At 33.9% G+C, this 15087-nt stretch carries 9 protein-coding genes; all 9 read left to right on the top strand.

Annotated features, from left to right (window positions below; all coding sequences use genetic code 11):
- The first annotated feature begins 244 nt into the window (after positions 1–244).
- The 9 genes from H6X70_RS06560 to H6X70_RS06520 all read left to right on the top strand — a co-directional run bounded on the left by H6X70_RS06560 (position 245) and on the right by H6X70_RS06520 (position 14712).
- Positions 245–2527: an alginate lyase family protein gene (locus H6X70_RS06560; protein ID WP_194766878.1), complete on the top strand. Its 2283-nt coding sequence runs from the start codon at positions 245–247 to the stop codon at positions 2525–2527.
- Between the two features lie 581 nt (positions 2528–3108).
- Positions 3109–6324 (top strand): SusC/RagA family TonB-linked outer membrane protein, encoded by a 3216-nt coding sequence (locus tag H6X70_RS06555; protein ID WP_194766877.1) that lies wholly within the window; start codon positions 3109–3111, stop codon positions 6322–6324.
- A gap of 6 nt (positions 6325–6330) precedes the next feature.
- Positions 6331–7878, top strand: coding sequence for a RagB/SusD family nutrient uptake outer membrane protein (locus H6X70_RS06550; RefSeq protein WP_194766876.1), 1548 nt, complete (start codon positions 6331–6333; stop codon positions 7876–7878).
- A 13-nt stretch (positions 7879–7891) separates the two neighbouring features.
- Positions 7892–9085 (top strand): PKD domain-containing protein, encoded by a 1194-nt coding sequence (locus H6X70_RS06545; protein WP_228530289.1) that lies wholly within the window; start codon positions 7892–7894, stop codon positions 9083–9085.
- Between the two features lie 13 nt (positions 9086–9098).
- Positions 9099–10586 (top strand): PKD domain-containing protein, encoded by a 1488-nt coding sequence (locus tag H6X70_RS06540; RefSeq protein ID WP_194766875.1) that lies wholly within the window; start codon positions 9099–9101, stop codon positions 10584–10586.
- Between the two features lie 36 nt (positions 10587–10622).
- Positions 10623–11546: a polysaccharide lyase family 7 protein gene (locus H6X70_RS06535; RefSeq protein WP_194766874.1), complete on the top strand. Its 924-nt coding sequence runs from the start codon at positions 10623–10625 to the stop codon at positions 11544–11546.
- Between the two features lie 169 nt (positions 11547–11715).
- Positions 11716–12420: a FadR/GntR family transcriptional regulator gene (locus H6X70_RS06530; RefSeq protein WP_194766873.1), complete on the top strand. Its 705-nt coding sequence runs from the start codon at positions 11716–11718 to the stop codon at positions 12418–12420.
- A gap of 196 nt (positions 12421–12616) precedes the next feature.
- Positions 12617–13915 (top strand): MFS transporter, encoded by a 1299-nt coding sequence (locus H6X70_RS06525; protein ID WP_194766872.1) that lies wholly within the window; start codon positions 12617–12619, stop codon positions 13913–13915.
- Positions 13916–13947: 32 nt separating this feature from the next.
- Positions 13948–14712: an SDR family NAD(P)-dependent oxidoreductase gene (locus H6X70_RS06520; RefSeq protein WP_194766871.1), complete on the top strand. Its 765-nt coding sequence runs from the start codon at positions 13948–13950 to the stop codon at positions 14710–14712.
- Positions 14713–15087 lie beyond the last annotated feature (375 nt).

Below are 15087 nucleotides of genomic sequence, written 5' to 3'. Positions count from 1 at the left end.
AAATCAGAAATTTAACTATGTTTTATTTGTTTGCTTTTAATTAATGACTAATTTACATAGACCGAAAAAGGCATCAGGTTTTATGCTTTTTTGGTCGATGTAAGAAATATTTGTATATTTGGACAACCAATCTGGTAAACCAATTTGGTTTTTGTTCAGGATGTATCAAAACTACTCCTGTTCACTTTAATGATTTAAAGAATCTGCCCAAGTAGATTTCAGCAAAATTTCTAATAAATAACGAATGAAATTAAAAAGTAAAATATCAACTGTTTCTATTTTAAGTCTTTTTTTTATAGGCTTTATGTTGTCATGTAAAGAGCAATCAGAAAGTCCTGTAAAAGAAAAGGAAATTAGTCACTCAGGAGATCATCCTAAACTAATTTTAACCAAATCTGGCGTAGAGCAAATCAGAAAAGAATTGGGAAATATTCCAATTTTCGATGCTTCTTTGGCTGCGACTAAAGAAGAAGTTGATGCCGAAATAGCTTTGGGTATTCAAATTCCTGTGCCAAAAGACTTTTCAGGTGGCTATACGCACGCACGCCATAAACGAAACTTTTTAATATTAGAAAAAGCGGGGTTGTTATATCAGATTTTACAAGATGAAAAATATGCCATTTATGTAAAAGACATGCTTTTTGGATACGAGGCTATTTATAAAGATTTGCCTGTGCATCCACAAACACGTTCTTATGCACGTGGTAAATTGTTTTGGCAATGTTTAAACGACTCAAATTGGTTGGTTTATGTTAGTCAGGCTTACGATTGTGTTTACGATTATTTATCGGCTGAAGAACGTGAAAAACTAGAAACCAATTTGTTTAGACCCTTTGCCGATTATATTTCTATTGATAATCCGCAATTTTATAACCGTGTACACAACCATAGTACTTGGGGAAATGCCGCTGTAGGAATGATCGCCTTGGTTATGGATGATGCCGAGTTATTACATCGTGCACTTTATGGTCTAGAAAATGATGGATTGGATGCGAACGCCAAAGATAATGATGGTGGTTTTATAAAAAATGAAGATGGTAAAGCTGGTTTTTTAGCCAATTTAGAAGAGCCATTTTCGCCAGATGGTTATTACACCGAAGGGCCTTATTACCAGCGTTACGCCATGTATCCTTTTTTAATTTTTGCTGAAGCCTTAAATAATGTTAAGCCAGAACTTAAAATTTTCGAGTATAAAGATGGTGTTTTACTAAAGTCGGTTTCTGCTTTATTAAATCTTTCCGATGCCGATGGCGATTTTTTCCCGCTAAATGATGGGCAAAAAGGCATGTCATACTATTCCAAAGAATTAGTTACAGCCGTAGATATTGCATACCACCATGGCGATAAAAATCCTGGATTATTAAGTATTGCCGAAAAGCAAGAACGCGTACTCTTAGACGATGCTGGTTTAGCAGTAGCGCTAGGGATTAAAAATGGTAAAGCAAAACCTTTTGAAAAAAAGTCTATTAATTTAACCGATGGTCCCGATGGTAAACAAGGGGGTGTTGCAATTTTAAGAGACAACGATATTGAAGTGGTTTTTAAATATGCAGCACAAGGTTTAAGCCACGGGCATTATGATAAACTGTCTTTTTCATTATATGAAGATGGCGATGAAGTCATTCAAGATTATGGTTTAGCGCGTTTTGTTAATATCGAGCAAAAAGGCGGTGGTAATTATTTAAAAGAAAACACCACTTGGGCAAAACAAAGTATTGCACATAATACCGTAATTCAAAATGAAACTAGCCATTTTCAAGGTAAATATGAAATTGGTATGAAGCACCATTCTGACTTAAGCTTTTACGATTTCGATAACGACAACATTAAAATTGTAAGTGCTACCGAAGCTAATGCTTATCCAGGAACTGTTTTGCATCGTACCATGGCAGTGATTACATCTGCGGGTTTTGAAAAACCTTATGTGGTAGACCTCATGAGCGTGACTTCCGATAAAGCGAATCAATATGATTTTCCTTATTATTTTATGGGACATGTAATGGAAACCAATTTTAAATACAATACGCCATCAACATTAAAACCTTTAGGCGCTAAAAATGGTTATCAGCATCTTTTTGTTGAAGGTGAAGGCAAGGCAAATAATGATAATGCACAACTGACTTGGCTTAATTTGGGGCGTTTTTACACCTTAACAACTGTAACCGATAAACAAGATGATTTATTTTTTACAAGAATAGGAGCCAACGATCCTGAGTTCAACTTAAGAAGAGAAGCCGCTTTTATGATTAGAAAGAAACCGGTTAAAAACACAGTTTTTGCATCGGTTATAGAATCGCATGGAGGGTATAGTCCGGTTTCAGAATTTGCTGTGAATTCAAAAAGTAATATTTCAGAATTAAAAGTGATTTATAACGATAATGATTATACGGCTTTAAGTATAAAAGATTTAAATGGAGCTGTTAAAACACTTATAGTGTCAAATGGAGATGCTTCAAAAACAGCTAGTCATAATCTAAATATAGAAGGTGAAAATATTCAGTGGACTGGAGCCTATTATTTTAAATAAAGGTATTAAAAGAAGTTGTATAGAAATATTTTAAATGATCAATTAATAAGCTTTTGCTTATGTGTAGAAAACACTAAAATGTGATTGTTTTATCCATTTATCAACCTATAATAAAAGTACAAGGTTGGTTTATAAAAAGTGTTTTTATCGATATAATGAGCTATGTCTGTGAGGATTTTAAGCGCTAAAACTGTTAAAATTTAAAAATATTTTGCGGTAACAGTAATTTAACATATATTTGGGAAACCAATTTGGTCAACCAATTTGGTTTCCCAAAAAAAATAATAACTAAAAAAACTAAATTTAATGTATAATCTTCTCCAAAAAACTAATGTTAATATTATGATTTTAATGTAAAAAAAAGGACGGGTGCACGCCCATCCTTCTTAACTGCTTACTTCTTTTAGGAGGGAAGTAACGTAGAATTCACGCCATCATTTAATAACAAGCATGAACTTACAAAGTTAGTAATAATTTGCTTTTGTAATAGTGCTTATGTTAAGTAGTGGTAAAAAAAATTGTCTCTAGCTCTAACGATCTGGAGCATAGTTAACTATACTTTTTGAACAAAAACACTAATTATGAAAGTAAAAAACAAACTAATTTTAGTTGTTATACTACTCTTTAGTATAACAGCAATTGCACAAAATGGAACGGTCCTGAAAGGTGAAGTCGTATCGGCTACCGATGGTATTCCAATTCCAGGTGTAAATGTAATTATTCTTAATACTACAAGAGGAACAAGTACAGATTTTGATGGGCGTTACGAAATAACGGTAAACGAAGGAGAGGCTTTGCAGTTCTCTTACCTTGGTTTTGTAACACAAACTAAACTAGTAGACGGTAAAGCGACTTTAAATATTACGCTAGTTGAAGATATTGATCAACTTGATGAAGTTGTTGTAATTGGTTATGGTGATCAAAAGGAGAAAGATATTACTAGTGCTTTAACCAAAGTTGATGCTAAAGATATTCAAGATCGTTCTGTGGCTCGTGTTGAAAACGCACTACAAGGTAAAGTTGCCGGTTTGAGAATTCAAACGACATCTTCAGAGGCTGGTGGTGACCCAAAAATTACGTTAAGAGGGCCGGGTTCTATTACTGGTTCATCTGCACCACTTATTGTTATTGATGGTGTGGTAATAGGTACCGATCCAGATATTTTAGGCTCTATCGATAATAACAATATTGAGTCTTTAAGTGTTTTAAAAGATGCTTCTTCGGTAGCTATCTACGGTTCTCGTGGTGCGAATGGTGTTATTTTAGTAACATTAAAAGAAGGAATTGTTGGTCAAACTAAATTCTCGTATAACACGTTTACGGGATATAAGTTTACTAAGAATAATGACAATTTCAACACAACAATTGCTCAAGAGCGTTCGAGGTTAAATAGTTTAGCAGGAGAAGTTGCTGCTATTCCAATTACGAGTCCAAGATATGCTGATATTAATAGGTATTATGATACAGCTTATGCAGAGCTTGAGGCTATGGACTTTATTGCATCATTAGGTGATGGCGAACAAAACTGGCAAGATGAGATTTTTAACGGAGGTGTTATTACGAGTCACTCTTTAGCTGTTAGAGGTGGTACAGAGTTAACAAGTTATACGGGGTCTATTGGTTATCTTGAAGATGAAGGTGTTGTTTTAGGAGACAATTTCCAGAAATTTAATGCAAGAATCAAGATTGATAGTAAATCTAAAAATAAGAAAATTAAGTTTGGAGCCAATATTAGTGCAAACTATAATGACCAAAAAAGAGTACCTACAAGATTTACCGATCCTTTAAGACAATATGGTCATTTGCCTCTTTATTTAAATGAAGAGCATATGAAGTATATAACACAAGGGGATCCAGGGGATGCTGGAAAACAGTTCGAAAATATCGGTGTGGGAAGCTATGGTTTCTCTAGAGCTTTCGATCACGTTTTTACACAAGATCCAAACAACCCTAGAGCTATTAATAGAGATCCAGTTACAGGGCTTCCAACTGTTAGTCCTTTAACTTCTGGAGGTTTAACTTTATCTACAACTAAAAACGTACACCCTTTAGTTCATTATTTGGAAAGAGACCGTATAAAAAGAAAGCTGAATTTAAATACTTCTGCATATATGGATTTCAAATTAGCAAAAGGGCTTAACTTCAGACAGTCGATTTCAGGTGTTTTCAGAAATGGTAAAAATAATAACAACGATTATTTATACGGTCAAGAAAATAGAGATCAAGAGGCATTTCGTCTTGAAAGTAGAGATGAAATGAATCAATATGCCATTGAGTCACTTCTTAAATACAATAGGAGTTTTGGAAAACATAATTTCAACTCTGTACTTGGTTTTGAATATACAGAAAGACATTTCTATTATCAGCAAACAGAAGCTGTAGGCTACACTAATGATTTTAATAATAATATTGCTATTGCAGACGGAGGTATTTCCTATACTGATAACGGTATGGATAAGTTAGTGTCTTATTTTGGAAGAGTTGATTACAACTATGACGAAAAATATTTATTACAAGTTTCAGCGCGTACTGATGGTAGTACAAGATTTGGTACCAACACAAGATTTGGGTTTTTTCCAGCAGCTTCTGCAGGTTGGATTCTTTCAAAAGAGGATTTCTTGTCTAATAGCGATGTTATTAGTTTCTTAAAAATTAGAGCGAGTTATGGTGTTTCTGGTTCTAACGAAATTGACAATAATATTTTTAATTCACTTTACCGATTTGAAGAGTCATTCAGTACAGTAAGTTATCAAGGTTTATCTGGTGTAAAAGCTATAACTCTTGCAAATCAAGATTTAGGTTGGGAGCAATTGGTAGAGTTTAACCCTGGTCTTGATGTTACTTTTGGACGAAACCTATTTACGTTAGGTGTAGATTATTATACTAGAAGTAGTAAAGACTTAATCTTATTCGCACCTGTTTCAGGAGTATATGGCGCTGATAACTGGCTTCAAAATATTGGAGAGGTTAAAAATGAAGGTGTTGAAATTGAAGTAGGTTCACGAATTTATACTTCAGAAAACTTAAGTTGGAAAGCTTCGGGTAACTTTTCTTTAAACAGAAACGAAGTTGTTAGTTTAGGTAATAACGATCAGATTCTTTCAAGAATTGATCAAGACACTAGACCTACAGAATTTATTGCTCGCGTTGGTCAGCCTATAACATCGTTTTATGGTTGGGTTTATGAAAAAGAGATGCCTTTAGAATGGGTAGATAATCCATTTAATAGATTTAATAATGATTATGCTCACGTATACGTAAAAGATTTAAATGGCGATGGTATTATTGATGGCGATGATAGAACTGAATTAGGTAATCCATATCCTGATTTTATGTGGGGTGTAAATTCAGAATTAGTTTATAAAAACTTAGATTTTGGATTCCAATTCCAAGGGTCTCACGGTGGTGAAGTTAGAGTTGCAGATTTAGATCAAATGTATTATGCTAGTGAGTCTGCTGTAAATGCGGTTTCAAATTTTGTTGATAGAGATTTGTTAGTGCATAGAAGATATACTGATGATCATATTCAAGACGCTTCTTTTGTTGCTTTAAGAAATATAACATTTGGTTATACAATACCAGAATCATTTACTTCAAAGTATAATATTGACAAATTAAGATTATATCTAACAGGTGAGAATTTATTATTCTTTACTGCTGCAGATTACGAAGGGTTTAACCCAGAGGCTGCTGGTCAAACATCTGATAATGCGAATACACCATTAACAGCAGGTTACCAAAGAGGTGATGGTCCAGTAATAAAAACAATTTCAGCAGGGATTAACTTTAATTTTTAATTAATTATGAAAAAGATATATAAAAACATTATAGCTTGTTTTTCAGTCGCTGCTTTATTAACGGGTTGTGCTGAAGAACTTGACTTAACAAATCCTACGGCGCTTTCAATTGAAGAGCTGTTAGAAACCGAGAATGGGTTCGAATTTTTAGCAAATGGAGTGCTTGATGCTTATCAAAAAGTTCCAGCTAATGAATACTTATTAACAGAACTTAGGTCGGATAACGTGAGAGCTAATTCAGAAAACGGAAATTATCCCGATTTCAACGCTTTCGATATCGACCCAAATAATGGTGATGTTGCTACATATTACTCTAATAACTACGCAGTAATAAAACACGCAAATACAATTATAGATAACCGTTTTCTTGCACCAGAAAAATATCAATATGCAGTAGGAGAAGCTTACTTTATGCGTGCTTTAGCTCACTTTAATTTAGTGAGAGCTTATCAAAATATCCCTTATATCGATAAGGTTTTAGATGTTACTAAAGATGAAGCTTTAGATTATCCTCAATTACCTGAAGCAGAAGTTTATGCTAAAATTATTGAAGATTTTAAAACTTCAATTGCTTATTTAAGTGGAGTAGAACAAAATAGATACCGCCCTTCAGCAGGTGCAGCTATTTGTTTAACAGCTAAAGCTTATTTAAGTCAACCAACTCCTAATTATTCTGAAGCTGAGTTACTACTAGCTTCTGTTGTTGATAATAGTGATTCGTACGATTACCGTATAATTACAACACCTAATGAGAACATTCCAATATTTGATCATTATGCTAAATTAATTGATAATTATGGACATGTATTTGGTAACGCATTAGATAGCAATGGCTTTACAGACGGTGTGCCAGATGGAGCGTGGGTTAACAGCCCTGCACGTGAGATTAACGATGAGGTAATTTTCGCAATTGCTTATGATTTAGCATTAAGTGATAATTACGTAACTAGTGATAGTGATTTAAACAGTCAAGTACAAACCGATTCAGAATCTTTCAGTTTTGCAATGACTTTACAAGGACCATCTAATGGTATAAACATTGCTACTTTAGATTTCTTATCTGTGATGACGCCAGAGTTACAACCAGTAAGATTTTATGGAAGTATTGATCCTTTGTCTTATAATCCTACCATTCCAACAAACGACACTTTTAACGCTAAGTTCCCTACGCCAGGTGAAATTGGCGATAACGACTGGATTGTTTTAAGATATGCCGATGTGTTATTGTTATATACTGAAGCTATTTTAGCTGGAAATAATAGCACAACGGATTCTAGAGCTGTAGCTGCTTTTAATGAAGTCCGTGAGAGAGCTGGTTTAGATCCAGAAGTTGAAGTTACTAAGCAAGCCTTATTAGACGAGAGAAGAGTTGAATTTGTTTACGAAAATCAACGTTTATACGATTTAATTCGTTTTGGTGAAGCTGATAAAGTTTTACAGAAGTTCTCTGATGATAATAGTTTATTCTACACAAGCCCAAAGAAATACCTTCCTTTCCCACAAAGAGAGAGAGATAACTTACCTAATTTTTACGATCAAAATGATGGATACTAAAAACTTAAAAATTATGAAAAAATATTTGTTTAATTTAAGGTATATCGCAGCAGGTGCATTGTTATCTTTTGCATCTTGTGTTAATGATGATTTACCAGAAGTTGGAGATTTAGAAGATAAAACAGGTCCAACACCTTTTTATAGTTTTAGCGATGTGTCTTCTTCGGAGTTCGATTGTAATGATGTGGAGTTATCTGCCAATTATGATTATTTTTTCCAAGCTGGAACAAATTTAGCTGTAAATGGTACACAATATGATTGGACGGTGACTCCAGATACCGGTTTGGTACTTATTAATAAAGAGTTACCAATTTTAGAACAAAGTATTGATGCTGCTGATGCTACTGTTGTTGGTATTCAGTCTGAAATTGATAAATTAGAATTTAAAATTCCTTGTGAATCAGACCCTGCTAAAAAGGCAGTAATGGAACAGGAAGTAATAAAATTAGAGGCGCAAAAAGCTGAAGCAGAAGCTTCTCGTAGTGAAGAAACTATTGCTCTTATTGCTTTTTATAACGAACAAATTGCAAATTTGCCTCCAGCAACTTTGCAAGATCGTGAAGTCATATTTGGATTTCCAGGACCAGGTGTTTACGATGTAACTTTAAAAGTGACAGATAACCTAGGGAAATCGGATGAAACTCTTAAAACGATTACTGTTGCTCAAGCTATACCAACGGTAGCAGTTCCTGAAATTTCAGAAGCAGGATTCGAAGATAATGATTTATTCGATGGAACAGGTGATGGTAGAGATTCATGGAGAGTGCCTAGTAATTCTGCTTGGAGTCCTCTTGGTGGTGGTACTACTGTACCCCAAATTAACTCTAATTCAGAGTTAGGATCTGTACCAGAAGGCTATCAATCAGCTAAATTTCCATCAGGAGGTGACAGAGTTGCTTATCAAGAAATTGATGTTACACCAGGAGCTACTTATGTAATTACATATTTTACAGCGTTTAACTTAGATAACCCAGGTGAAATGACTTTATCAATTCTTACACCTAATACATCTTCTTATGCAGAATCTTTATTAGCTAGTAATATTGTTGCTTCTAGAACAGAAACTAATGAAGGAAGAGTAGCTGATGTGTTTAAGAAACATGCCATCACTTTTGAAGCAGGAACAAATGAATCTGTGATTATTTTTGCAACTAATTCAGGTGATGAATACAGATTAGACGCTTTTGAGATTTCAGTAAAACAATAAAAACTAAACTATTATGATTTATAATTTAATTAAAAAACACACAAAAAGTACGCTTGTACTGATTTTTGTGGCGTTGGGGATAGTGTCTTGTTATGACGATGGACACGAACCTTTTGTTCCGCCTTCTGGGAATGTGAATAACATTCAGCCGAGTACTCAGTTTACTACCAGTTTAGATGCAGATGACCAATTAACTGTTATATTTAGAAGCTATTCTACCGATGCTGCTTCTTATTTGTGGGAGTTTGGAGATGGTAATACTTCGGATGAGGCTAACCCTAATTATACTTATACTGAAGGAGGTCTGTATGATGTAAAATTAACCACTACTAGCTCAGATGGGTTAATTGCTAAGGATTCTACTCAAGTAGGTCCAATATCAGTTGGTTTTACCTTTGCCGTGGAAGATACACAAGTAACTTTTACCAATGCTACATCTGGAGCCGAGTCTTTAGTATGGGATTTTGGTGATGGTAGTTCTACCGAATGGTCTAATGAAGATACTGAAAACGATCCTAGTTTCAGTCCAATTCATACGTATAAAGATGTTGGTCCTTATGATGTTGTTTTAACTGCTACAAATTTTGCTGGTGATACGTATTCTGTATCTCAAAAAGTTGAAGGTTTAGTACTATCTACTGTTCCAGATTTTACATTTGAAAATGTAACTGGTTTACAAGTACAATTTACAGATGCTTCAATTTTGGCAGAAACTCACGCTTGGGATTTTGGTGATGGTAACTCATCAACGGAATTAAATCCTTCTCATACTTATGCTGCCGCAGGAACTTATGAGGTTACTTTAACGACAACTAATATTGAAGGTGTTGCTAAAAGTGTTTCATATTTTGTGCCTGTTGGAGGTGTTCAACCTACATTTAAAGCTATTGTGCTTAATGGAACAGGTGATGAATACATTGGGAATACAGGAGATAACGCTGATGCTTGGGATATGACACCTGGTGCGACAGTAGTAGACGATAATTTAGGTGAAATTCCAAGTCCATATCAAGCTTTATGGAATAACGGGGCATTAAATACTTATATTGATGATAATTTTTGTACTAATGAACAGCCTGGTTCTACTAGTGATGGGAACTATGTTAATGGCGCAAAAACTAGAGGTCTTAAACTTTATGAGCCTTGTCGTAGATTGTATCAATTGCTTAAAGTTGAGCCTGGAGTGGAATATACCTTTACAATTGATTCTAGATCTGAAGCTCCTGGCATAAATTCTGAAATCTTTATTTTAAATAATGAGATTACTACAGAAGCTGGAATTGATGCAGATCCAATGTCTGAATCTGATGCTTATTATGTAATCACTAACGATTACAATCCTGATAAATCTTCAGCAAGCAATGATACTTTTACTACAAATACATTTACGTTTAAAGCGTCAAGTGACATTGTTGTAATTTATGTAAGAGCTATAAATGCAGTTGACTCTAGTAATGAAGTGTTTTATGATAACATAGACATCATCACTCCTGGATTTTAGTGTAAAATCAATTAAAAACTATAAATAATAGTATATATGAAAAATTTTAGAACTGAAATTTTAGGATTATTACTTATAGTTTTCATATCTGTAAACGCTACTTGTCAAGAAAAGACAAGTAGCGATACAGATACTAAAGCTAAAACAGAAAAAAAATCTAAAAAAAAGAAGAAAAAACGGAAAAAAGTAAAGCTTCCAGATATCGATTTAAGTCATTGGAAAGTAACCCTACCAGTGCTTAATGAAAAAGGAAAGCCTTATGAAATTGAACCGCCAGAGATTTTAGATTTTGCAAGTAACGAGGTTGCAAAACCTTATATGTATATCGATTCTACAAAAGGGGCTATTGTGTTTCACGCCATGCCTACAGAATCGACAACAAAAAACACGAAGTATACCAGATCTGAGCTAAGAGAGCAAATGGTTCCAGGAGATAACAATGCGAACTGGACTTTTAAAGATGGCGGTAATATGAAGGGTGTCATTGCCATGGATGAAATTTCAAAAGATTCCAAAGGCAAATATCATAAAACCATAATCATGCAAATTCATGGGCGGTTAAGTAATGAACAGCGTGATTTAATTGGTGAAGATGATAATAATGCACCTCCAATTTTGAAAATTTATTGGCAAAACGGGAAGGTAAGAGTAAAAACAAAAGTGTTGAAAAACATTGCAGCTTCAAATGAAGAAATTTTGCATGAAGATGCCTGGGATGATGATGAAGGATTTAACTTCGAACAAGAAGTAGGTTTTAGAAAATTTACTTTAGAAGTTCAAATTTCAGAAGGGAAAATGGTGATTATTCTCAACGGAAACGAATACAAAGTGTATGAAAGTGTTCATATGCAACGTTGGGGAGTATTCGAGAATTATTTTAAAGCTGGTAATTATTTCCAGTCTAGAGATAAAGGTGCTTATGCCAAGGTTCGATTTTACGAACTAGAGGTTAGCCATTAGTAATAACGGTAATATTAATAAAATTGTTTAATACTATTGTTTTGTCAGTTAAAACACATTAGTTTAGTGATTAAGGGCAATTACATTAGAACTAATTACAAATTTAGAGCAGTTTTTATTAAATTTATCGGCTAGTAAATTTTTACTAGTTACGAATTACGACGAGAAGATGAAATTAGAAGTTATTACAGTAAACGAAAGCCAAAATAAGATTCAGAAGAAGATAATTAGTCAAATTAAAGAATTAATTAATTATAAAAACCTGGAGCCTGGTGATAAATTACCATCAGAAAGAATGCTTTCAGAAAAGTTTGGAGTTACAAGAAGTAACATCAGGGAAGCCATTCAAAAATTAGAGTTTTATGGTTTACTGAAATCCATTCCACAAAGTGGAACCTTTGTAGCAAATACAGGTGTTATTGCTTTAAATGGAATGATTGATGATATTTTAAGATTAGATGCACCAGATTTTAAATCGTTAGTTGAAACAAGAATATTATTAGAGTTGAAAACTGTTAGTTTAGCTTCATTACGAAGAACAGAAGACGACTTAAAACACATAAAGAAAGCTTTAGAAGCTTATATAGAGAAAACAAATGCCGGTGAAGATGCCGTTCAAGAAGATTTGCTTTTTCATTTAGCTATAGCTAAAGCCAGTGGTAATGCAACCATGAATATGTTCATGCTTACTATAATACCGCAAATAATTATGGATTTTGAAAAGTATCATGTTTGTGATAAAAGACAATCCATATTAGGAATACAAGAACATCGAGAAATTTATGAAGCCATAAAATCCCAAAACCCGGTAGAAGCAAAACAAAAAATGAAGAATCATTTTAATATGCTCTATCAATACTGTTATAATTCATAACAGCAAAATATTTAGTAGTTAAGAAAATGCACGTTTTTATCTACTATCTTATATTTTAATAGGAGGGAAGAAATTCTACATGTAGTTTTTCTTCAAACATAATTTACAGATTATAATATACAAGCACTTGTGTTTGTGTACAGGAATTTCACGGTTTAAAAAGTCGTGCTGGATAGTAATTACTAAAATTTAAAATATGAAAATAAAAGGTTTACGTTGGTGGGTTGTTGCATTAATTGCCATAGCTACTATTATCAATTATATTGATCGTCAGTCATTAAGTGTACTTTGGCCCGATATAGCACAAGAGTTATATCCAGGACATACCCCAGACGAAACAAAATCTATTTATGCTCTTATTTCAATAATTTTTGTTTTTTCATATGCTTTTGGTCAAGCTATTTTTGGTAAAATTTTCGATTGGGTTGGTACGCGATTAGGATTTGTACTATCAATTGGTGTATGGTCTATTGCAACAGCTTTACATGCCTTTGCACAAGGGATTTTAAGTTTCGGAATTTTTCGTGCCATTTTAGGTGTTTCCGAAGCAGGTAACTGGCCTGGTGCCACCAAAGGTAATGCAGAATGGTTTCCTACTAAAGAACGCGCACTCGCACAAGGAATTTTTAATTCGGGTGCAGCTATTGGAGGGATTATTTCCATTCCGCTAATTGCATTTTTAACCATTTACTTTAGCTGGAAATCGATTTTCATTTTAATTGGTTTAACTGGTTTACTTTGGTTAATTCCATGGTGGATTTTAGTAAAAGCACCACCAAGAAAACACCCTTGGATTACAGATGAAGAACGTGATTATATTTTAACTGGTCAGAAAAATGAAGATTTTGATTCGAATGCCGATGAAACTGAAGCGTATAATCCAGACACAAAAGCGCTGTTAGGTCATAAAGAAAGTTGGGGAGTTATTTTAGCTTCTGCATTTATAGATCCAATTTGGTGGTTATTCGTATTCTGGATTCCAATTTATTTAAATGAAGTTTATGGAATGGATGTTAAATCTATCGGACTTTATGGATGGGTGCCTTATGTAGGCGCTATGCTTGGTGCTTGGTTTGGAGGGCTTTTAGCTCAAAACAGACTAAAAAAAGGATGGGATATTAATAAAACACGTAAAATGGTTATCACCCTTGGAGGTTTAATTATGTTACCTGCTTTATTAGCTATGGCAAACCCAGGTGGACCTACAACAGCTGTTATTATTATGGCGGTTATTTTATTTGGTTTCCAAACAGCCATTGGTAATGTTCAAACCTTACCTAGTGATTTATTTTCAGGAAAAACAGTTGGTACCTTAGCTGGATTTTCTGGTATGGCAGCAAAATTAACAGCTGCGGCTTTAACTTATTTAGTGCCTTGGTTAACAAGTGGCGGGAATTATACACCAGCTTTTATTATAGGTGCTGCACTAGCCATTTTAACTTTATTAAGTGTGTGGATATTAGTGCCTAAGGTTAAAGCGATAGAAAAAAAATAGTATTAAAATAATAATAAATTAAATTAAGAATAATGAGTAATTCAAAAGAAAAAGTTGCGGTTATAACAGGTGCTACCGGAGGTATTGGCTTCGAAGTAGCTAAACGATTAGGAAAAGATGGTTATACGGTTGTAATTAACGGTATTGAAGATACAGCAGGAGCTGAAAGAATTAAAGAACTTACTGCAGAAGGAATTACTGCTGAGTACTATGGTTTTGACGTAACTAAAGAAGAAGAAGTAACAGAAAACATCACTAAAATTGGTGAAAAATACGGTAGAATTGATGTGCTTGTAAACAATGCTGGTGGTATTGGTGTTAGAGCTAGATTTGAAGAAATGACAACGGAACAATACAGATTTGTTATGGCTTTAAACTTAGACTCGGTATTTTATGCTTCAAGAGCAGCGATTCCTTTCCTTAAAAAAGGGGAGAATGCTTCTATTATTAACTATACCTCTAATGCTGCATGGAATGGTGCAGGACCTGGTGCAGGAATCTACTCTGTATCAAAAGGTGGTGTACAATCTATAACAAGAGCATTAGCTAAAGATTTAGCTGAATATGGAATTAGAGTAAACGCAGTATCTCCAGGTACAATTGATACGCCTTTTCATGCGCAAATTAAAGCTACTAAGCCAGAAGTTTTCGCTTCTTGGGCAAACAGTGTTTTACTAGGAAGATTAGGTCAGCCAGAAGAAGTAGCTGGTGTTGTTTCTTTCTTAGCTAGTGATGATGCGTCTTTCATGACTGCTGAAACTGTTCAAATTGGTGGTGGTCAAGCTTTAGGTATCTAATTTGATTAAAACTTAAATGTTGTAGCTTTTAATTAAGCTAAATTTCATTTATAATTGGTAAAATATGCAGGAGTATATCTTTTAAGATGTACTCCTGTTTTTTTTGTTCTATTTCCTTTTCTGAAAAAGGAATGCTATTCAAAGCAACAATAAATCGCATACATCATTTTATTTTGGAACACACGCAATCACATTCTAAATAGCTAATTGTCAATTTTAACTATTAATTATTCATTCTTCATTCTTCATTGTTCATTGTTCATTCTTCATTGTTCTTCTTCATCCATTGTCAATAGCCAAAGGTTTTTCCTTTTAAAAAATTATCATTATATTTGGATAACCAGTTTGGATAACCAGTTTTGTTGTTCAAATAAA

Origin of the sequence: Tamlana sp. I1 (assembly GCF_015355625.1) — a bacterium.
In the GTDB taxonomy this organism is placed as follows: Bacteria; Bacteroidota; Bacteroidia; order Flavobacteriales; family Flavobacteriaceae; genus Pseudotamlana.
This window is presented reverse-complemented; position numbering and strand designations above follow the sequence as displayed.

Coding starts and splice junctions, on each gene's coding strand:
- H6X70_RS06550 (WP_194766876.1), top strand. CDS start 6,331: ATGAAAAAGATATATAAAAACATTATAGCTTGTTTTTCAGTCGCTGCT.
- H6X70_RS06525 (WP_194766872.1), top strand. CDS start 12,617: ATGAAAATAAAAGGTTTACGTTGGTGGGTTGTTGCATTAATTGCCATA.
- H6X70_RS06530 (WP_194766873.1), top strand. CDS start 11,716: ATGAAATTAGAAGTTATTACAGTAAACGAAAGCCAAAATAAGATTCAG.
- H6X70_RS06555 (WP_194766877.1), top strand. CDS start 3,109: ATGAAAGTAAAAAACAAACTAATTTTAGTTGTTATACTACTCTTTAGT.
- H6X70_RS06540 (WP_194766875.1), top strand. CDS start 9,099: ATGATTTATAATTTAATTAAAAAACACACAAAAAGTACGCTTGTACTG.
- H6X70_RS06520 (WP_194766871.1), top strand. CDS start 13,948: ATGAGTAATTCAAAAGAAAAAGTTGCGGTTATAACAGGTGCTACCGGA.
- H6X70_RS06545 (WP_228530289.1), top strand. CDS start 7,892: ATGAAAAAATATTTGTTTAATTTAAGGTATATCGCAGCAGGTGCATTG.
- H6X70_RS06535 (WP_194766874.1), top strand. CDS start 10,623: ATGAAAAATTTTAGAACTGAAATTTTAGGATTATTACTTATAGTTTTC.
- H6X70_RS06560 (WP_194766878.1), top strand. CDS start 245: ATGAAATTAAAAAGTAAAATATCAACTGTTTCTATTTTAAGTCTTTTT.